This is a genomic window from Dysgonomonas termitidis (assembly GCF_054657735.1).
On sequence record NZ_BAAHYD010000002.1, the window covers coordinates 2,443,437 to 2,465,226 of the forward strand.

A 21,790-nucleotide genomic window follows, 5' to 3' on the forward strand; every position below is an offset into this window, starting at 1 on the left:
CTAATCTTGAGATTTTGAAACCTGAAATCTTGAAATTCATAAATATTTTATCAAATCCCTGCTATTCATTCCCTCCGTTCCATATTTTTTAGCCGCTTTATCTCCGGCCAGACCATGCATATATACGCCTAAGATAGCAGCGTGCTCACTACTATACCCGCGTGCCAGCAGGCCTGTAATATAACCGGTGAGTACATCGCCGCTACCGCCTTTTGCCATGCCGCTGTTGCCTGTAGAGTTGAAATAGCAGTTGCCGTCCGGCAAACAGACCATGCTATGAGCCCCTTTTACAATGATGACGGATTTAAGATTGGCGGCAAGCCTTTTCACCTGTTCTATTTTTTCCTCTTCACTGGTCCATTCCCCGATCAGCCTTTTCAGTTCTCCGATATGCGGTGTAAGGATAGAACCGGCGGGAATATTATGCCTCATCTTGTAGTGATCCGATATAATATTCAGTGCGTCGGCGTCTATCACAACCGGTTTATAGACCGAAACCAGTAATTGCTTGAGAGCATCGGCTGTTTGCGGGGCTTGTCCCAATCCGCAACCGACACCTATGGATGAATATTTGGAAGCATTTGCAGGCAGGCCGGAAAAATAAGATTCGTCATCTAGGCTTAGTATGGCGGATGGATACACCATATTTACGGCATACCGTTCTTCGGCAGGAATGTGTGTGGTTACCAGTCCGCAACCTGAGCGCAAAGCCGAGCCTGTCGCCAGTATTGCGGCTCCGGCCATTCCTCTCGCCCCACAGATGAGCAAGGCATGTCCGTAAGTTCCTTTGTGAGCGAATTTATCCCTTGTCTGCTTTATTTCCCCGATGAAACCGGGCGCTATATAATGATAGGAGGTTTCTTCATTGGATATGTATTGTGAACTGAGTCCAATCGGTAATATCTTGATTTCTCCGCAGTATTCCCCGGCTTCGGGCAATAACATCGCCAGTTTGGGAAATTCAAGGGTCAGGGTTATGCCGGCTTTAATAATCTTTTGATTTTTGTTTCCGTATTCACTGATCATGCCGGAGGGTAAATCGATAGATATAACACTGTTTCGCAAAGAATTTACTTTGTCGATGATGGGCAATAAAGGTTCTTTTATTGCCCCTTTTACTCCCGTACCCAGCAGGGCGTCGATAATGACAGTATTCCCGCTTATATTCTCTAAATCACTGCTGGTGACGCCGGAGGGCAGGCGCTCCAGATTATATCTGCACTCCTCGGTGAGTTGTTCTTTATCAAATGCCATATGCACAGAACAGTTGTATCCTGCATGGTACAGGATACGGGCTACGGCCAGTCCGTCACCACCGTTGTTACCTTTTCCGGTAAGGAAGAGCAGGGGATAATCTTTCTCTACATTGTTGCATATCCATTGTGCGATGGAATTGGACGCTCTTTCCATTAATTCTATCGAACTGATAGGTTCATTTTCGATAGTATGCCGGTCAGCTTCCTTTATTTGTGCGCCTGTTAGTATTTTCATATATCAAAGGTTTATATTATCGGTTAACAATCAGCAGTAAACAGTAGCTGATGACTTATTATTTTAAAATTACGACTTGTTAAAACTTGACAAACTTTACACTTTTCAGTAAACAGTCAGCAGTGAACAGTAAACAGTCATCAACTTGTATCTCGTGTCTTGTCTACTCGTATCTCATATAACTTTCAAATTTTATTTATATAACTTATTTAGTATAGATAAAGTTCTAAATGATTCCTTACAAAAAATTGACTAAAAGAAAATAACTTCCCCGCCATCCGAATCTGCAAAATCTTTCAGTAAGGATTGCATATATTTTACGGCTTCATCCAAACCCTCTTTTCCGCTATATCCGTTTATAATAGCCAGAAAACTTATTGTGCTTAGTTCTATCTTTGTCCGCTCATTGTCACTTGTCGGTGTTCCCACACCACCGGTAGCATCGCGATATACCGGGATTCCTTCAATATTCAGCATACCCCGCCCGATCCCTTCATAGGGTTCATCGGTCATCCCGACACCTAATGTCAGCGTGTTGCCTTTTATCTTATCTGCATCGAATCCTCCGATAGAATAACCTGTACGGATAGAAACCAGATTAATGAGGTCTACCAGTGTATCTATCTGATACAAGGGCAATTCTCTGACTATTCGGCGGCAAAGGGCTTCAGACGATGGACGGTAGCGGTTCGGGTCTTTTCCGAACTTTTTATATGCTGCACGGGTAGCGGCGATAGCCGGATTCTTCTTTATATCTTCTATCTGGTGATTTGCCTTGTATTCAGCGACACAGTTATCTATGAGTTTCCATAATTCCTCATTGTGAGGGGTATTCTTTACTTTGGCACAAATGGCTGCTCCGGCAAAAGCGGGGCAGGATTTCCTTATTTCCTCCGACACCTTTATTTCTATCATTCTAATAATATATCTCGATTAACAGAATTTCAAAGTTACAATTTTCGTATTGTATAACCTCAATAAAAAGCTATCTTTGTAACTGTTTTGGTGATGTAAACAGATACTCGTCTTTTACATGAAAAGGGAATCCGGTCAGAATCCGGAACAGTGCCCGCTACTGTGGTCTCTATTCAGTTAACAATGTTTCTGAAAAAAGTCTTTGAGCAATACCAAATACCACTGTTTCACAGTAATCAGTGATACAGTAATCAGTTAACAGTTTTTTTGACTGTTTACTGATAACTGCTAACTGTTTACTGAAAATGGGAAGGCCGTTCAAAGATGGAGCAAGTCAGGAAACCTGCCGGACAAAATATTCGGTTTTTATATCCCCGGGGTCAGGGGTGTATTAAAATACATAAGAACTAAAATATCAGAGGATCTAAAATAATGACGAAAAGGCTCAATCCCATCATGTTTGCGGGAACAGGCAGTGATGTAGGTAAAAGTATTATTACATCGGCCTTTTGCCGCATATTTCTGCAAGACGGTTATCAGCCGGCTCCATTCAAGGCGCAGAATATGGCTCTCAATTCATATGCTACCCCCGAAGGGCTTGAAATAGGACGTGCGCAGGCCGTTCAGGCCGAGGCTGCGGGTGTTCCCTGCCATACCGATATGAATCCTTTGTTGCTGAAGCCTACGACTGATAAGGTCTGTCAGGTCGTGTTGAATGGCAAACCGGTGGGAAACCAGCATGCTTATGAGTATTTCAGGGTGGAAGGGCGCGAAGAATTACGGAAGGAAGTAAATGATGCATTCGACCGTCTGGCCCGGCGGTACAACCCTATTGTAATGGAAGGGGCGGGCAGTATCTCCGAAATCAATCTGCGGGCTGTGGACCTTGTGAATATGCCGATGGCGATACATGCCGGGGCTAATGTAATATTGGTAGCGGATATAGACAGGGGCGGAGTGTTCGCTTCGGTGTATGGTTCTGTAATGTTACTTACTGAGGAAGAGCGCAGGTATGTGAAAGGTATCCTTATCAATAAGTTCCGGGGTGATATCAGGCTTTTCGAATCGGGAGTGAAAATGATTGAAGACTTGTGCGGTATTCCTGTTATCGGGGTGGTACCTTATTATAAGGATATATATATTGAAGAGGAAGATTCAGTGATGCTGCAAACCAAGAACTTGCAGGCAACACATGGCAAGGTGAATGTGGCTGTTATCCTGCTTCGTCATTTATCCAACTTTACCGATTTCAATGTGCTGGAACGTGATCCCCGCGTACATCTGTATTATACCAATAATACGGATGAAATAGAAAAGGCGGATATTGTGCTTGTTCCCGGAAGTAAGAGTACTCTTTCCGACCTGTACGAACTGCGTCGCAACGGTGTAGCACAAAGTATTGTGAAAGCACATAAGAACGGAGCTACGGTAGTAGGCATCTGCGGTGGTTATCAGATAATGGGGCAGGAGGTATGTGACCCCAATCATGTGGAAAGCAATATTGAGCGCCTGCCCGGATTGGGCTTGCTGCCTGTAACTACGCAGATGGAAGGGGAGAAAGTGACCCGTCAGGTGAAGTTTTCTTTTCTTGGTTCTGATACTGTTTGCGAAGGATATGAGATACATATGGGGGCGACTGTCCCTGTCGGGAATGCAGGTCTTTCGCTGCTGAATAAGCTGGAAGGCGGCCGTACTGACGGCTATTTCCTGAATGAGAAATGTTTTGGTACATATATACATGGTATTCTTGATAATGGGGCTGTCATAGATTATCTGTTAGCTCCTTATGCCGCAAAGTTGTCCGATGTGCCATTCGACTTCAAGGCGTTTAAGGAAGAACAATACGATAAACTTGCCGACCATGTGCGTAAGCATGTAGATATGGAACTGGTGTATAAGATAATCACCCCCTCCTGCCTCCCCCAAAATGGGGAGGTAACAGAGGATGGTATTGACCAAAAGCCCCCTCTGTCGGAAGGGGGTTGGGGGAGGTGGCAATGATTGACGGACACGGCGATGATATATATACTCACGGAAAGAAGATTGTAAGCAATTTCAGTTCCAATATACGCAGCGGGCAGGATTTATCCGCCTTGCAGAATCATCTATGTGCTCATATCAGTGCTATACATTCTTATCCCGAACCCGGTGCATCCTCTCTGGTTGAATTGTTGGCTGAGAAATACAAGGTTAATACGGGTAATATATGTGTAACCAATGGGGCGACAGAAGCTATTTATCTGATCGCTCAGGCGTTTAATAATGCCAAATCGGCTATAATATACCCTACTTTCAGTGAATATGGCGATGCCGCAATTATCAACAATCATACAATATACTGGTCAGCATCTCTTGATAAAGTACCTCAGGATGCGGGTTTGGTATGGCTTTGCAATCCGAACAATCCGACGGGTACGGTAACGGATAAAAATATACTGAAAGCATATATTGAAAATCATCCGTCTCAATATATTGTTATCGACCAGTCGTATGAGCATTTCACAATCAGGGACTTATTTGATATTGAAGAAGCTGCGCAATATAAGAATGTGATATTATTGCATTCCATGACAAAGCATTTTGCCATACCCGGACTGCGCCTGGGGTATATTACGGCACATGCGGATACTTTGGCTCAGGTAGCAAAATACCGTATGCCGTGGTCTGTAAACGGATTAGCGGTTGAAGCCGGAAAATTCTTGTTGAATGGCGGTCTGGAGACAATAAACATCAATGAATATCTGCGAGAAACAAAACAATTACAGGAATCTTTAGGGAAAATAGAAAAATTTCTTGTACAACCTACTGATACACATTTCTTTTTGTGTAAATTTGAAGATGGGAAGGCATCCATGTTGAAAAAGTATCTTATAGACAAGCATGGGATTTTAATTCGCGATGCTGCCAATTTTTACGGGCTGGATGAGCATTATTTTCGTATTGCCACACAGTCGTTTGAGGAGAATATAATATTAATTAATGCAATAAAAAATGCCCTTACAGACCTCTCCTGAAGAGGGGTTTCCCCCTTTGGAGGCTAGGGGCCGTTACTTGTATGGATTTGAATCTGCTATATATTCTGCTCCCCCTGCTTTTGGGATGGATTATCGATAAACTCATCGGTGATCCTGCCTGGCTGCCGCATACAGTGGTAGCAAAGGGTAAGATAATAGCATGGGGCGAAAAAATATTGAATAAGGGGAAAAGCAAAATGCTGAAAGGAGGATTATTTTCCATAGTCCTTATTCTTTCCTGCTATTTCCTTATTTATTTTATAATTGAGGGCCTAAATGATATTTACCCCTGGCTTTCCATCGTATTTTCTACAATCATTGTGTTTTATTGCCTTGCCGGAAAAACGCTCATTGATGAAGTAAAGAAAGTGTTTATCGCAGTAGATTCATCGGTAGAAGAGGGCAGGATACAGGTTGCACGTATTGTAGGACGCGATACATCTAACCTGTCACCGCAGCAGATCCGTACGGCAGCATTGGAAACCCTGGCCGAGAACCTGAGCGATGGAGTTATAGCTCCACTATTCTGGTATATGATACTGGGAGTTCCGGGTATGTTTGCCTATAAGATGATAAATACGCTGGATTCGATGATAGGTTATAAGAATGAGCGATATAAAGAATTCGGTTGCTGGGCTGCGCGGATCGATGATGCCGCCAATTATATTCCCGCCCGTCTTACCTCTCTACTGATGATCATAGTTAGCGGAAGACTTTCATTGTTTCCGTTTATCGAAAAGTTCGGAGGACAGCATGCCAGCCCCAACTCGGGTTATCCCGAAGCCGCTTTGGCTGGGATTCTGGATTGTCGTTTCGGGGGTCCCAATACCTATTTTGGAGAACTGGTAGATAAGCCCTATATAGGTTATAAAGAAAAAGAATTGACTACCGCCGACATGAAAAAAGCCGTACAGGTAAATATATGGACTGAAATATTGATGGTGGCTTTGATTGTAGCGATTGAAACTATTTATTATATAAATTTTAAGTAATTTCGCCCTTTGGGCAATTACAAGTTACGAGTAGGAAGTAATAAATTTTTAGCATGCTAATATACCAGGCATTCGTAAACCAGAACCTTATACACAAGTATACTAAAAGCTTGTAACTTGTAATTGCCCAAAGGGCGAAGTAACTTGTAACTAAAACATTATAATATACTTATGAAAATCTATACCCGCGGGGGAGATAAAGGCAAAACCGGAATTTTTGGAGGGCAGCGTGTCGATAAAGATGATGTACGCATCGAAGCCAACGGCACAATCGATGAACTCAACTCGGTGATAGGAGTTGTAAGAGCCAATCTTCCGGCAGACCATGAATGGCAACCTCTTTTATTTAAAATCCAAACCGAAATGATGTCTGTAATGTCCCAGGTGGCAACCCCTTCTGCGATCAGGGATACTAATACAAATACATTGGATGAGAATTTGGATAAACTTTGCGAGGAATGGATGGATCGAATGACCGATGAGATGGGGCCCAGCGAAACTTTTATCCTGCCGGGCGGCACTATTGTCTCGGCACACTTACAACTGGCAAGGGCTGTCGCCCGACGTGCGGAACGCCGTCTGTGGACATTGAATAAGCAGGATGAAGTTCCGGCTGTTGTTATGCGATTTATTAACCGTCTGTCCGATCTTTTCTTTACTATGGCGAGATATGATATGTATAAGGCCGGAAATATAGAGGAACGCTGGAAAGACTTTTTATACAAAAGAAAGAAAACACCCCCTCCAACCTCCCCAAAAAGGGGAGACATTTAATACATCTCCAAATAATATCTATAATGAAACAACAAATATCCCATTCGGACGCAGTACCCCCTCTTTTGGAGGGGGCAGGGGGAGGTGCCATCCTTATTACCGGAGGGCAACGTTCGGGAAAAAGCAGTTACGCGCAGAAGCTGGCATTGTCCTTGTCCCCAAATCCTGTCTATCTCGCTACTTCCCGTGTATGGGATGATGAACACCGTAAGCGTATCGAACGGCATAAAGCCGAACGGGGCTGTGAATGGACTAATATAGAAGAGGAAAAAGAACTGAGCCTGCATGATTTCACAGGACGGGTTGTGCTGTTAGATTGTGTGACCCTGTGGGCAACAAACTTTTTCTTCGATATGCAGGCGGATGTTCAAGCCTCTTTACAAGCATTGAAAACAGAATTCGATAAACTGATAGGACAGGATGCCCGGTTCATCATTGTCACCAACGAGATAGGTATGGGTGAGATGTCGCAGAATGATGTGCAACGCAAGTTTGCTGATTTGCAGGGATGGCTGAATCAGTACATTGCGGAAAAAGCTGGCAAGGTTTACCTGATGGTTTCAGGTATCCCATTGATGATTAAGTAAAAAAAGACAAACAATGAATATAGCGGATATCACTACTATGCGGCTTGCTAACCAGCAACTTGTTAAGACCAGATATAAAACTCCACGTGAAATAGTATCATGGATGGGCGCCATGCAGGCCCAGGATTTCAATATGGCAAAATGGGGTGTTGGTGTGCGGCTCCCCGGAATAACCGATAAGCAGGTGGAAAAAGCTGCGGATGACGGCGAGCTTATCCGTACTCATATTTTACGTCCTACATGGCATTTTGTGTCACGCGATGATATACATTGGATGCTTCAATTAAGTGCCCCCCGGGTAAAGTTGGCTATTCGTTCAAGTGATAGAGATTTGGAGCTTTCCGATGATTTGCTGAGGAAGACAAGCTCTATTATCCGTAAAGCATTGGAAAGGGAAAGTAACCTGACTCGTCAGGAACTTGGCACAATATTGAAAAAGGCGGATGTTGAGTGTGATAGCCGCCGTTTGAGTCATATTATGTATCATGCCGAATTAGACGGTTTGGTGTGTAATGGTGCGGTAAAAGATAAGAAACAGACATATGCCCTGCTGGAACAACGTGTGCCAAAGACTTCGAACTATAATGTCGATGAAACATTGTACCGTTTAGCATATAAGTATTTTCAGAGCCATGGTCCGGCAACAATACAGGATTTTATCTGGTGGTCGGGATTGACGGCTTCTGAAGCAAGAAGTGCTTTAGCATTGATAAAGCCGGATTTTATATTCGAAACGGCGGGTGAGCAAACGTATATATTTCATCAGTCTTCATCGGATTACAAGCACAAAGACCATGTTGTGCATTTCCTTCCGGCATTCGATGAATTACTGGTCAGTTATAAAGACAGGAAGGAAATTCTGGCTCTTATTCATCATAAAAAGGTGATAACAAGCAATGGCATATTCAAACCTGCTATTTTCTATAATGGGGAAATAATAGGCGTGTGGAAGAAAGTTTCCGGTAAGAACGGCGTATTATCCGAGACCGACTGTTTTTCACAACCTGACAGAGCTTTGAGCAAACTGATAAAAAAAGCGTCGGATGACTTTGACTCTTATATGAAATAGCCTTAGTGGTGATGAACAAAAACCATATAGATTCCCAGAATAGCATACAGGGTGGTTATCAATATAATCATGAAGCTGTTTATCAGAACCAGTACCCCTGATTTCAGATTGGAGATGATCCTGTTGTCGTCATAGAAGCGGCGGCATCCCCTGAAAAAATAGAACGTGATATAAAAGACCATAAATGTCCATAGCAGGCCCGCGGGCCATTCAGTACCTATCCAGTCAAAAAGGCAGGTGAAAATGTTGCAAATAGTAATAGATAACAATACTACAGAAAAGAAATGGAGGGTAAAGACACCACTATCGAAATAGAAGCGTTTTCTTTTATTATGAAACAACCACAACCAGAAAGCAAATATAGGCATATAGACAAATAAAACCTTTGGCATATTGTGGATTAGAAATTCAATCGCCTCTTTGTTTTTTTGTTTATCCTTGGAGTTTTCTACTATCGCAAGCCCTGTTTTATACATTATGCCGTCAGGGGATAAGATCTGTTTTTCCTTAGGCAGAGCCTTGTATTTAGCATCTATTTTTTCTGCTGTAAGTTTACCTTGCGTATCGGTGGCGATAAGGCTGTCTCTCAGTCTCATTGCTTCATCCACTTCGGCTTCCACTACTATATTTTTATTGCTTTTGGAGGCATCCGGTAAAACAGATGGTATAAAAAACGTGATAAAGCTGATGAATATATAAAGGGTAAACGGATTGACATAAGATTTCCGTTTGCCGTTCATATATTCTATCGAAAGTTTTCCCGGGGACAGAAACAGGTACTTAACCGTTCTCCAGAAAGAACTGTCGTAATGAATAAAGTCGAATACGAAATGAGTAAACAGATGGTGGAAAGACTGGCGGCTTTCACTGTTCTCCTGCCCGCATTTAGGACAATAATGAGTTTCTACAAAGGCTCCACAGTTTAAACAGGTCTTCTTATGTCTGATTTTATGTTTACCCATATTCTATCCCAAAAATAAATAAGTAAAGGAATATCTGCCGGAAAGGTTGCAGCCCGTGTTTTATTTCTCTGTTGTTATCTCTACCGAAAACTCGTTTGTAGGTTTGGAAAAGATGGAGCCGCTATATTCAATTATGGCTGTTTTCCCATCCTGGGAGAATACAGCATCCGGATTGCTTATCTTTTCTATTTTCTTAGGAAAATGATATTTTACCACCATCTTTCCTTTTTCTAAAAACATGCCGAACGGATTATTACCTTTCAGCAGATTATCCGCCCCATTTTCCGGCTCTATATCGTTATTCGGTTCTACCGTTCTTATCATAACCGAACCATCCCATGTAAGTGTGCTTTGGCTGTATAGCTTATCTATAGAAAGATTTTGACTAAGGGCTTGTGCTTCATCATCTCTCGATTTAATCTTATCTTCCAGTTTCTTCATAGAAATGAAAGCCTTATTGAAAGCCCCGGCATCCTTGAAAGTGCCCGACAAAGATATCCCAAGCTTCTTGTTTGCCATATCATTCTGCATCCTTATAGCTAACGGAGCAATATTTACCATATCTTCTTTCATATCATCTGTGATATTCAGCGTATCTTTAATGATGTCGGACAGATAAATGACACTGTCTGCCGGTATTTTGTCAGCCATATTCATATTCATGTCCGATGTCATGGATAGTATCTCACTGGCGTCGATAGACATATCATACTTTACACTTCCGTCTTCCTGAAAATATATATTTTCGTATATGGCACAACTGTTAAAAGATGCACTAATGAGCAATAGAAGAGCTGATAAATATTTTTTCATAGTTGTGGGTTTTAAAAATAATCCCCCTCCACATACTAATGGAGAGGGAATATAATAAAGATTGCTTATTCCAAATATGTGTATCCGTAGAGACCTGAGCGATAGTTGGACAGGAATTCCTTCCCTTCTTCTACTGTTATGGAACCTTGCTTCACACAGCTGGTAACCCATGTTTCCACTGTGCGTACAAGTTTCTTGGCATTGTACTGGGCATAGTCGAGGACTTCGGCCACAGTTTCACCGTCTATCATTTGCTCTATCTTATAGCCTCCTTCGTCTACCGATATATGTACGGCATTGGTGTCGCCGAACAGATTATGAAGGTCTCCCAGTATTTCCTGATACGCACCTACAAGGAATACGCCCAGATAATACGGCTCGTTCTTTTTCTTTGTATGTACAGGCAGATAAGAAGACTGGTTGCCGTTCGATATGAAGTTATCGATTTTGCCGTCCGAGTCACAGGTTACATCCTGTAAAGTGGCTGTACGTTCGGGTTTTTCATCCAGACGGTGAATAGGTATAATAGGAAATACCTGGTCTATCGCCCATGAATCGGGTAACGACTGGAATAAAGAGAAGTTACAGAAGTACTTATCCGGCAACAGTTTCGATAATTGCTTCAATTCTTCCGGCGCATGCTTCGATCGCCCTGCGATATGGAATATTTCGCGGGCAATGGAGAAGTATAAGCGTTCGACCTGCGCCCTTGTTTTCAGGGTGAGCAGTCCCAGGCTGAACAAGTCCAACGCCTCTTCACGGATTTGCTGAGCATCGTGCCATGCTTCCAGCATACGTGACTGGCTGAGGTCGTCCCATATCTGATAGAGTTCGCGAACCAGTTCGTGGTCATCGTCCGACAACTCTTCGTCTTCATCCCATTCGGGCAAAGTAGCCGTTTCCAGAACTTCGAACACCAGTATAGAGTGATGTGCGGTAAGTGAACGTCCCGATTCGGTAATGATATTAGGGTGGGGGATATCGTTCTTGTTTGCGGCATCTACCATTGTGGCGATAGAGTCATTCACATACTCCTGTATGGAATAGTTGACGCTGCTTTCATTATATGATGAACGTGTGCCGTCATAGTCTACACCAAGTCCGCCACCGATATCCACAAATTCTACTTTGAAGCCCATTGAATGCAATTGCACATAGAATTGAGCGGCTTCGCGCAGCGCTGTCTTGATACGGCGGATTTTTGTGATCTGGCTGCCGATATGGAAATGAATCAGGCGAAGGGATTCCTGCATATTATTCTTCTCAAGGTAGGCAAGGGCTTCAAGCAATTCACTCGAATTCAATCCGAATTTGCTGCCGTCACCTCCCGATTCTTCCCATTTGCCGCTGCCGGAACTGGCCAGCTTAATGCGGATGCCGATGTTCGGCCTTATTTTCAATCGTTTGGCTACCTTGGTAATGAGAGCCAGTTCGTTCAGCTTTTCAACAACTATAAAGATGCGCTTGCCCATTTTCTGCGCCAACAGGGCCAGTTCAATATAGCTTTCGTCTTTATATCCGTTACATATGATCAGCGAGTCAGAGTCGGTATTGATGGCGATAACGGCATGAAGTTCCGGCTTCGAGCCGGCTTCGAGGCCGATATTGAATTTTTTACCATGGCTGATAAGTTCCTCGACCACAGGGCGCATTTGATTTACCTTGATGGGATAGATTATATGGTTCTGCGCCTTGTATTCGTATTCTTCCGCAGCCAGTTTGAAACACGTCGATATCTTTTCAATCCTGTTATCCAGAATATCGGGAAAACGAATCAGTACGGGAGCCGATACATCGCGAAGTTGCAATTCGTCCATCAGTTCTTTTAAATCAACAGCCACTCCGTCTTTACGAGGAGTTACGACAACGTTACCTTTCTCGTTGACAGAAAAGTAATTAATTCCCCATCCCGGGATGTTATACAACTCGGATGAGTCTTCGATGCGCCATTTTCTCATTCTTTCTTGTAAAGTGATAAATTATAAATTAGTTACGGGTTACTATGCCCTATGGGCAGTTACGAGTTACAAGTTGTTTTTAACTAACTGTTCACTGACAAATATGTGGTGATTTTCGCATTGGCAGGATCTTTTGCTTCCTTACCATATACGTCGAAATCAGCCAGGTATCGTCTGTCTACATCCGATTGCCAGATGTGCGCCCATGTTTTACCAACGGCATATGGCAATTCACCTTCGGATATATATTTATAATATTTGCAGGAAGGTATCTCTTTGATAGTCAGGCTCAGGTTGGTGGGGATGCTTCCGGCGTCCGCGACCTTATAGCCCAGTACAGTGGTGTATTCACCTGTATAATCACTCTCGTAATCGGTGTAGATACAATAGATATCATCCGATACCTTCGGCATCGACTCCAAATAGCCGTTTCTCAGGAATATTTCCCACAATTTGGCTATATCATCCTGTGACTTATAATCCTGATTGGTAGTCCTTACGGAGATGCCAACAACAGAGAACTTATCCAGGACTACTTCCTCTTGTTTCATTTTTCCAAAACTTTAGTTATTTCGGCAATATATAAATAATGGAAATCTTTTTCGGGATACCATCTGTCTATTATCTTTTCATCAAGGAAAGCCCCTTCTTTGATACGCTGTACGAAAAGTTTCTTTGCAAAGATTACCCTTTCTGCTTCTTGGAAGTAAGGTACTTCATTATCCATAACAACGGATAGTCCTGCTTTTGTTATCTTGTCCTCGTCTCTTCCCGATGCTTTTCCCAGATAAGCAAGAGCTTTTTTATAGCTGTCGTCGAAGAATGTCAGCGACAATGATTCTGAACTTTCCACAAATTCCCTGGTAAAACGCTGGGGACGTATAACAACAAAAACCACTTCTTTGTTCCACATAACGCCGAAACTGCCCCAACTGGCAGTCATTGTATTTACCGAGCCATCGGGTTTGGCAGAGGAAATCAGCATCCATTTGTCTTTTATTTCAAATGGGTTTGGGGAGAAGTCTTTTATGTTTATTTCTTTGAAGTTGCTCATTATTATGCTCTTAATCCAGTTTTAATACTGCAAGGAATGCCTTCTGCGGCACTTCCACATTACCCACCTGCTTCATGCGTTTCTTACCTTCTTTCTGTTTCTCCAGCAATTTGCGCTTACGGGAAATATCACCGCCATAACATTTGGCAGTTACATCCTTACGGACGGCCTTTATTGTCTCACGGGCTATAATCTTAGCGCCGATAGCCGCCTGTATGGCAATGTCGAATTGCTGGCGGGGAATCAGTTCTTTCAGTTTTTCGCACATACGGCGTCCGAATGTTACGGCATTATCCACATGTGTAAGCGTAGATAAGGCATCTACCGATTCACCGTTAAGCAGGATATCCAGTTTGGCAAGTTTCGCCTCGCGGTAATCGTGCATATGATAGTCGAACGAAGCATAACCTTTCGATATGCTTTTCAGTTTGTCATAGAAGTCGATTACAATTTCGCCCAGAGGTATATCGTAAGTGATTTCCACACGGTCGCCCGATATGTAATCCTGTTTCAGTAAGATACCACGCTTACCGAGGCACAGTGTCATAATAGGGCCTATATAAGTCGTGTTTGTAATCACGGAGGCGCGTATATAAGGCTCTTCTATATAGTCGATCAATGTCTGGTCGGGCAATCCGGCCGGATTATGCACCTCCTTCGTATTTCCTTTTTTATCGTGTACAATGTAGGATACGTTCGGCACGGTGGTTATCACATCCATATTGAATTCCCTGTCGAGACGCTCCTGTATGATCTCCATATGCAGCAGCCCGAGGAATCCGCAACGGAAGCCAAAGCCGAGGGCAACCGATGATTCAGGCTGGAAAGTAAGGGAGGCGTCATTCAACTGAAGTTTTTCGAGTGAGGCGCGCAAATCTTCAAAGTCTTCACTTTCGATGGGATATACTCCGGCAAATACCATCGGCTTCACTTCTTCGAATCCGTCGATAGCCTCTTTACACGGGTTCTTGACATGCGTAATGGTATCACCTACTTTTACCTCTTTCGATGTTTTAATGCCGGATATGATATAGCCGACGTCTCCGCATGTCACTTCATTGCGGGGCGACATTTCCAGTTTCAGGACTCCGACTTCATCAGCGTCGTATTCCTTGCCGGTGGAGAAGAATTTAACCAGGTCCCCTTTACGGATTGTACCGTTTACCACTTTAAAGTATGCGATGATACCACGGAAAGAGTTGAATACAGAGTCGAAGATCAGAGCCTGTAAAGGTGCTTCCGGATCTCCTTTCGGCGCAGGGATACGCTCGATTATGGCATCGATTATATCATATACCCCTTCTCCGGTTTTCCCGCTGGCACGGATTATCTCTTCACGCTTTACGCCAAGTAATTCTATAATCTGGTCTTCCACCTCGTCCGGCATTGCGCTGGGCAGGTCTATTTTATTCAGAATCGGTATAATCTCCAGATCATTTTCTATAGCCATGTACAGGTTGGAAATGGTCTGCGCCTGTATACCCTGTGCGGCGTCTACGATAAGCAACGCACCTTCGCAAGCCGCTATGGAACGCGATACTTCATACGAAAAGTCGACGTGTCCGGGAGTATCTATCAGGTTGAGGATATATTTTTCGTCTTTATATGTATATTCCATCTGGATGGCATGGCTTTTGATCGTGATACCGCGTTCACGTTCCAAATCCATATTGTCGAGTACCTGCGCCTGCATATCTTTTCCCTCGACAGTGCGAGTGTATTCCAGAAGCCTGTCTGCAAGCGTACTCTTACCATGGTCGATATGTGCTATAATGCAAAAATTCCGTATTTTATTCATTTATATAATTTGATTCTTTTAATCCTCTTCAAACCGGGATAGAAATACTACCCCAAATTAGAGTGCAAATATACAAAAGAAATATCAACTTTTAATTATCGGACATTGCAAGCTTAGGGCAAATGCATGAAATTTAATCTTTTTGAAAAACTTTATCTATATATCAAGCCGATAGCCTTTAGCTGTTAGCTTATAGTCTTTGAAGTATTGATTAAAGCAGTTACGAGTTTGCCTCGCCTTCGCTTCGGCGAATGTTATTTCTGCGCCCTTTGGGCAGTTACGAGTTACAAGTAAACGAGATACGACATACAAGTTGTTAACTGATGACTGTTTACTGCTAACTGATATATTTGTCACTTTTGTTACTTTTTATATAGTGTTCTTTGTGTAAATCTTTGTGCCCCTTGTGGTAAAGAGTTTTAACCACGAAGTACACAAAGGCTAAAAAGACTGTTACTTTTGTTACCTTTTTTAAGAGTTACAAGTTTGCCTCGCCTTCGCTTCGGCGAATGTTATTTCTGCGCCCTTTGGGCAGTTACAAGTTACGAGTAGACAAGACACGAGATACAAGTTGTTAGCTGTTAAGTTCTGAATCCTTATATCCTCTTTGTCATGTTGAACGAAGTGAAACATCTCTTAAATCGAATGAGATCCTTCGTTCCACTCAGGATGACAGCAGAGAATAACAAAATAAAGCGGAGAACTTAACAGCCCTGCGCGCCAGCGGGGGGGCACTGCTGACTGTTCACTGAAATGTGTCAAGTTTGTCAAGTTTTGTAAGATAATTGTTATTACTTACCGGATTGGCCAGATTTTTATTCAGTGTCCTTGATATAGATACTGGTACTTTGTGGACTATATAGAAAGCAACAGGGAAAAAAGACATAAAAAGTGTAAACTTTGTAAAGTTTTTTACCCCCTAAACTTGCCAAAAGGGCAGGCTGCACCGAGAGTATAGTTTATATTCGGGATGTGACAAAATGTTAAATAATAAATATGAATTAAACCCCTGCTTTCTTATTGCATCTAAACACTATAAAACATTTAAAATAAAGATTATGAAAAGATTATTTTTATCATTAGTTATAATAGCATCTGTTTCTCTTACGGCATCAGTTAGTGCTCAGGGAGAAAAAAGAGACGGGAAGCGCAGGGCGGATTTTCAGAAAGAGTTGAACCTGACAGCCGAACAGAAAGCAAAAGTAGAGTCTGCCAATAAGGACTTTAAGGCTAAAATGGCCGGACTAAAAGCTCAGTCTGATTTGTCGAAAGAAGATAAGCTGGCAAAAGTAAAGGAATTGAGGACACAACACCAGACGGCAGTAAATAATATACTGACTCCGGACCAGCAAACCAAGATGAAAAAACTCATGGCTCAAGCTCAAAAAGGGAACAGAGATATGAGGAAAGGGGGGAAAGATTTGGGTATGAGCGGTAAAAAAGGTGACCGGAACAAAGTCATGAGAGCTGACAAACATGGTGACCGGATGAAGGATTTAAATCTGACAGACGACCAGAAGCAAAAAATTAAAGCACTGAATGAAGATTTCAGAACAAAATCGAGAGAACTGGCGAAACAACACATGGAGGAACTGAACAAAGTATACACTCCGGAGCAGCAGACAAAACTGAAAGAATTCAGAAAAGATTTCAATAAAGAAGACGGCCGCTTTGTATTCAATGGAAGAAGAGAAATGAGCAAACTTGATGAAGCGGGCAAAACAAAACTAAAATCGTTGTATGAGAATTTTGAAAAAGAAAAGAAAGCAATAGAACTTAGCCGCATTGCTCCCGATGCGCAAAAGCAAAAAATTGCCGATTTACGTCAGAATTTCAGGAAAGAAAGACTGGAGATAATTAAAGAAGCGCGTAAAACACAAAATAACAAACCTGCATAACACATTTATATATTTTCAGGAAGGCTATCAGTGATACTGATAGCCTTCACCTTTTGTGAATAGCTACTGCCTGCTTTGTTTTTCAAACTCTTTAGGTGTTATTCCATATTGGTTTTGAAACAATTTAATGAAATAGGATGGAGTGTTTATTCCAACCAGATAGCAGATCTCATTTATCCTGTATTTCCCTTCCTGAATCAGCTGGGCTCCTTTTTGCAAGCGGACCAGCCGAATAAAATCGGTAGGAGTGGTATCTATAGTTGCCTTTATTTTCCGGTGAAGGCTCGACCGGCTCATATGAATACGGTCGGCTAAACCTTCTACATTGAAATCGGCATCTGTTATATTATCATGTATGATTTCTATTATTTTGTTCAGAAACTCTTCATCAGCCTTATTCATACTCGATTGCTGGATTGGCAAGAATGGTTTTTTCAGGAATAGTTCTATCTCCCGCTTCCTGTTGTTCATGAGCGATGTCAGCAATGTTTGCAGATACTGGAACGAAAACGGTTTTTCGACGTAAGCATCGGCACCGGTTTCGAGCCCTTTGATTTTACTTTGCAGGTCATTTTTAGCCGTGAGCAGAATGACTATTATATGGCTGTATTCGATATCGGATTTTATAAATTCGCACAGATCGAATCCGTTCATTTCAGGCATCATGATGTCGCTGATCACGATATCAATGCTTTTCATCTTTAATATTTTCTGAGCTTCAACTCCATTCCTTGCGCGTTCTACAATGTATTGTTCATTCAGCTTGTCGGAGATGAAGCTGAGCATATCGGCATTATCTTCAACCACTAAGATAGATTCTGCACTTCTTTTTTTTGCAGGAGTTGTTTCATGCTCTACGATGTACTCTGATTGGGATTCCGGATATGTTGGTGTTCCGTCCTCTATCTTGTTTTCCTGATACAGAGGTATTTTTAGAATAAATGTATTCATACCCGACTGGGAACTATAGAATAAGTATCCGTCATGAAGTTCTGCTAAAGAGCGGGCGAGAGATAAACCTATTCCGGAGCCGGAGGTTTCACGGAAAGTTGTTTTTAACTGGAAAAACGGCTCGAATATTTTATCTTTTAACTCTTCAGGAATTAATGGTCCATCATTTGATATCTGGAATGTGAAGTATGTTTTGTCGCGAAAGAGAGCAATGTCTATTGATGTATCGGAATATTTGAAAGCATTGGATAATAAGTTAGTTAATATCTTGGTCAATCCTTCCTTGTCTACCAGTGCAAAAACAGGATTGCTATCCGGTAACTCTATACTGATCTCTTTTTTTGCGGACATAAACTGTTCTTCGAATCGTGACAGAATTTCGTTTATCAGCAGGGATATATTTGTATTTCTGAAGCTCAACAGGAATTTATTACTATCTACTTTCCTGAAATCCAGTAACTGATTGATAAGATTAAGCAATTGCTTTGTATTTTGTTCTATGATGGTGAGATTCCTCTTAACTGATTCATTGGGTATATCCATTTCTATAATAGACTCTAAAGGCCCGTTGATGAGGGTTACCGGGGTGCGTATCTCGTGAGCTATGTCAGTGAAGAAATTAACTTTGGCCTCATACAGTTCCCTTTCTTTCTCTACTTCGAACAGCTTTTGCCTTTCATTGTTCCTTTTCTGATATTTCTTCAATGAAAATTTCATGGAAAGGTATAATATTGTAATGAACAGAATGAAGTATATGAGGTAGGCAATGCTTGAGGCCCACCAAGGCGGTAATATGATAATCTCCAGCGAAGCCCCCTCTTCGTTCCATAATCCGTCGTTATTTGAACCTTTGACCCTGAATATGTATTTGCCCGGAGGAAGTTTGGCATAAGACGCACTATGATTGTTTTGTGTATATATCCATTCTGTATCTATATTCTCCATTTTGTATGCATACATATTGGCTTGGGGCGCCGTATAACTGAGTGATACGAAGTCGAGTCTGATATTTGCCTGATTGTATGGTAATTCTATTTTGTCTGTATGCGGGATACTCTTTTTCAGAGGAGAGCCTTCCATATTGGAATCTACTTCCTTATTCAATATGGATAACTTGGTGATATATACAGGCGGGACAAAATTATTCGTTTTAAATTCTTCCGGCTTAAAGGCGATCATACCTTCCATACTGCCGAAATAGAGTTTTTCCGAACTGCTTACCAATCCTGATTTATAGTTAAACTGGTTAGATAATAATCCTTCGTTTTGAGTAAATATTCTTATAGCCTTGGTTTCGGGGTTGAATTGTACCAGCCCTGAATTAGTACCAAACCAAAGATTATAATTTTTATCTTCCAGTATTTTATACGCTACATCGTCGGGTAATCCGTCCTTTATAGAGTAAGAAGTGAACTGCTTATCTTTTTTATTATATACGCAGATGCCCCCACGGTCGGTCGAGAACCAAATCTGTCCCAGATGGTCCTCTGTTATACTACTTACGGAATTAGAACTCAGGCTGTTTTCTCCTCCCGTTTTGTGATGGATAATTATATCTTGTTTTTGGTCATACTGAAAAACGCCGTTGCCCATAGTTGCGATCCATATATAGCCTTCGGAATCTTCCATGATGTCGTATGTGTAGCTCAGGCTGAATCCCGTCATATGCCTGAATTTCATACTGCCTTTGTCCGCAACGAAAATACCCCAGGCGTTTCCCAGCCAGATTTTCCCGTTTCGGTCTTCACACAGGGCATATATACTTTCCTCGTTCAATCCCATATCGAAATGAGAATAATGCTGTACATTATTTTGAGGCTGATGGATTATATCCAACCCGTTTTTAAAGAAACCGATCCATATTTTGGATTCCTGGATCAGCAAGGCCAGGGTCTTATTATCCGAGAGGTTGTTTACTGAACTGAATTTTTGTGTATCCGGGTTGAATATGGAAATGCCGGCATCTTCTGTTCCTATCCATATTTTTCCGTTTTTATCTTCTTTTATTTCCCGTATCCGCTTCGATTTGAGTGAGCCGGGTTCACTGGTAGGAAAATATTTCTCAAATTTATTGTTCCTGTTCGGAAGATAATTTACACCGCCGAAATTAGTACCCACCCATATACCCCCTTCTCTGTCCTTGTATATCTTTTCTATTTTATTATCCGATAATGAATGGTTGTTCAGAGGGTCTTCTTTCACATGGTCTACAGTTTGCGTCTTTTCGTTTATGATGTACAGCCCGGCTTGTGTGCCCACCCATATTTCATCATCGTTGATAATTGTCACATACCTGATTATTTTATAATTCACATCGGGGACATTCATCTCTTTGAGTATGTTCCGGCGTTTGTCGAGTTTTAATAATTTTTCTTCATGTATTCCGATAATAATATGGTCATTGTCATGGCAAATCGTATATATATTTTTCCCGGCAAGGCTTATATTGCCTGTCCCATCCCCCAGATACTGGGTAAAAGTATCGTCGGAATCATTGTACCGGAATACTCCCGAACCATTCGAGCCGATCCATACTCTGCCGTTTTTTTCTATGGCAATACATTGCGGATTACTTATACTGGGCTTAAGTTCTTTAACAACGGTATATAAATGCAATTTCCCGGTCGTAAGCTCATATCTGAATACACCTTGATTGGGTACTACGATCCAGATATTATCGCTCTGGTCTTGCTGTATGTCAGCTATCCATTCATTAATGTTCACCCCTTGCGCTGTCTTTAAGTCGAAAGAACTGAACCGTTCGGTTACCGGATCGAAGATAAAAACTCCTTTATCCGTCCCCAGCCATAATTTCTTATCAACGCTTTCAAATATTGTGCTGATATTATTATTCCCTTTTTTTGTTATGTTGTCATAGCAGTTGTAAACTTTAAGGGAGACCCCGTCGTAACGATTGAGGCGGTTACGTGTTCCAAACCACATGAATCCGTAACTATCCTGATAAATGGATTTTACATTGTTCTGGGATAAGCCCATATTACCGTCAATAATAGAAAAGTAATAGTTATTGGCAGGTATATCTATTGTGAAAAATAGAAATATAAGTGTGATTAAAATTATATTTTTCATGGAATTATATGGTAGATGTCGTATTTGTAGCAAATATACATATTATATAAATCACATATGTCGCAATAAATAGGACAAATGTCCGATTCCGGACGAAAAACATCCCGATAGGACATGTCTTCCATTTTTTGACAGGATGGGAATTCCTATTACAGGGGGTTCGGTTTACATTTGCACCAAACTAGAATTGATTATACTTGTTAAACATATTTTAAGCCAAGCAAAGAACACCCTTTATTTTATCTAAGTAAAAACACTTTAAATTGATTTTTATGATAGGAAAAAAAACGTAGAACCAAAGAAGATCTTTTTTTTGAAGAACCTGATTTACTGCATTTTATATTTCGAATAATTAAACCATAAATCTTTTTATCTAAAATAAATAACTTATGAACGAGTGTATTAACATTAATTCCAAACTGAA

Annotated in this window: 16 protein-coding genes and 1 riboswitch; of the genes, 7 read left to right on the top strand and 9 right to left on the bottom strand. The window is 41.6% G+C overall.

Translation table 11 applies throughout. The features are described 5' to 3' along the window. Positions 1-36 precede the first annotated feature (36 nt). Positions 37-1,491 (bottom strand): NAD(P)H-hydrate dehydratase, encoded by a 1,455-nt coding sequence (locus tag ACYQ3L_RS14395; RefSeq protein ID WP_379998183.1) that lies wholly within the window; start codon positions 1,489-1,491, stop codon positions 37-39. 252 nt (positions 1,492-1,743) lie between these two features. Then, positions 1,744-2,406, bottom strand: coding sequence for a B3/B4 domain-containing protein (locus ACYQ3L_RS14400; RefSeq protein ID WP_379998181.1), 663 nt, complete (start codon positions 2,404-2,406; stop codon positions 1,744-1,746). A gap of 71 nt (positions 2,407-2,477) precedes the next feature. Continuing rightward, positions 2,478-2,771, top strand: a riboswitch (cobalamin riboswitch). Positions 2,772-2,838: 67 nt separating this feature from the next. Between ACYQ3L_RS14400 and ACYQ3L_RS14405 the strand changes: the two genes are divergently transcribed. The 6 genes from ACYQ3L_RS14405 to ACYQ3L_RS14430 all read left to right on the top strand — a co-directional run bounded on the left by ACYQ3L_RS14405 (position 2,839) and on the right by ACYQ3L_RS14430 (position 8,842). After that, entirely contained in the window at positions 2,839-4,407 is a 1,569-nt protein-coding gene (locus tag ACYQ3L_RS14405; protein WP_379998179.1) for a cobyric acid synthase, read from the top strand. Continuing rightward, entirely contained in the window at positions 4,404-5,420 is a 1,017-nt protein-coding gene (locus tag ACYQ3L_RS14410) for an aminotransferase class I/II-fold pyridoxal phosphate-dependent enzyme (protein WP_379998177.1), read from the top strand. The genes ACYQ3L_RS14405 and ACYQ3L_RS14410 overlap by 4 nt, the downstream gene beginning before the upstream one ends. 41 nt (positions 5,421-5,461) lie before the next feature. Further along, on the top strand, positions 5,462-6,412 hold the full coding sequence (gene cbiB, locus ACYQ3L_RS14415; RefSeq protein WP_379998175.1) for an adenosylcobinamide-phosphate synthase CbiB: 951 nt from the start codon (positions 5,462-5,464) through the stop codon (positions 6,410-6,412). A gap of 171 nt (positions 6,413-6,583) precedes the next feature. Further along, positions 6,584-7,186, top strand: coding sequence for a cob(I)yrinic acid a,c-diamide adenosyltransferase (locus tag ACYQ3L_RS14420; RefSeq protein ID WP_379998173.1), 603 nt, complete (start codon positions 6,584-6,586; stop codon positions 7,184-7,186). 23 nt (positions 7,187-7,209) lie between these two features. Then, positions 7,210-7,773 (top strand): bifunctional adenosylcobinamide kinase/adenosylcobinamide-phosphate guanylyltransferase, encoded by a 564-nt coding sequence (locus ACYQ3L_RS14425; protein WP_379998171.1) that lies wholly within the window; start codon positions 7,210-7,212, stop codon positions 7,771-7,773. Positions 7,774-7,786: 13 nt separating this feature from the next. Beyond that, complete coding sequence (locus ACYQ3L_RS14430) at positions 7,787-8,842, top strand: winged helix DNA-binding domain-containing protein (RefSeq protein WP_379998169.1); 1,056 nt, start codon at positions 7,787-7,789, stop codon at positions 8,840-8,842. Between the two features lie 2 nt (positions 8,843-8,844). Here ACYQ3L_RS14430 and ACYQ3L_RS14435 read toward each other — a convergent pair whose 3' ends face one another. The 6 genes from ACYQ3L_RS14435 to lepA form a co-directional block, all read right to left on the bottom strand. Continuing rightward, positions 8,845-9,804, bottom strand: a complete 960-nt coding sequence (locus tag ACYQ3L_RS14435; protein WP_379998167.1) for a DUF3667 domain-containing protein — start codon at positions 9,802-9,804, stop codon at positions 8,845-8,847. Between the two features lie 60 nt (positions 9,805-9,864). Beyond that, positions 9,865-10,617 (bottom strand): hypothetical protein, encoded by a 753-nt coding sequence (locus tag ACYQ3L_RS14440; RefSeq protein WP_379998165.1) that lies wholly within the window; start codon positions 10,615-10,617, stop codon positions 9,865-9,867. 65 nt (positions 10,618-10,682) lie between these two features. Continuing rightward, positions 10,683-12,575 (bottom strand): biosynthetic arginine decarboxylase, encoded by a 1,893-nt coding sequence (gene speA / locus ACYQ3L_RS14445; protein WP_379998163.1) that lies wholly within the window; start codon positions 12,573-12,575, stop codon positions 10,683-10,685. An 83-nt stretch (positions 12,576-12,658) separates the two neighbouring features. After that, positions 12,659-13,126, bottom strand: coding sequence for a GyrI-like domain-containing protein (locus tag ACYQ3L_RS14450; RefSeq protein WP_379998161.1), 468 nt, complete (start codon positions 13,124-13,126; stop codon positions 12,659-12,661). Beyond that, on the bottom strand, positions 13,123-13,629 hold the full coding sequence (locus ACYQ3L_RS14455) for a flavin reductase (RefSeq protein WP_379998159.1): 507 nt from the start codon (positions 13,627-13,629) through the stop codon (positions 13,123-13,125). The genes ACYQ3L_RS14450 and ACYQ3L_RS14455 overlap by 4 nt, the downstream gene beginning before the upstream one ends. A gap of 10 nt (positions 13,630-13,639) precedes the next feature. Next, positions 13,640-15,427: a translation elongation factor 4 gene (gene lepA, locus ACYQ3L_RS14460; RefSeq protein ID WP_379998157.1), complete on the bottom strand. Its 1,788-nt coding sequence runs from the start codon at positions 15,425-15,427 to the stop codon at positions 13,640-13,642. Between the two features lie 1,058 nt (positions 15,428-16,485). On the opposite strand from lepA, the gene ACYQ3L_RS14465 reads away from it, so the two are divergent. Then, positions 16,486-17,325 (top strand): hypothetical protein, encoded by an 840-nt coding sequence (locus tag ACYQ3L_RS14465; RefSeq protein WP_379998155.1) that lies wholly within the window; start codon positions 16,486-16,488, stop codon positions 17,323-17,325. Between the two features lie 63 nt (positions 17,326-17,388). Here ACYQ3L_RS14465 and ACYQ3L_RS14470 read toward each other — a convergent pair whose 3' ends face one another. Next, positions 17,389-21,366 carry a hybrid sensor histidine kinase/response regulator transcription factor gene (locus tag ACYQ3L_RS14470; protein ID WP_379998153.1) on the bottom strand — a complete coding sequence of 1,326 codons (3,978 nt, stop codon included), beginning with the start codon at positions 21,364-21,366 and terminating at the stop codon, positions 17,389-17,391. Between the last annotated feature and the right edge of the window lie 424 nt (positions 21,367-21,790).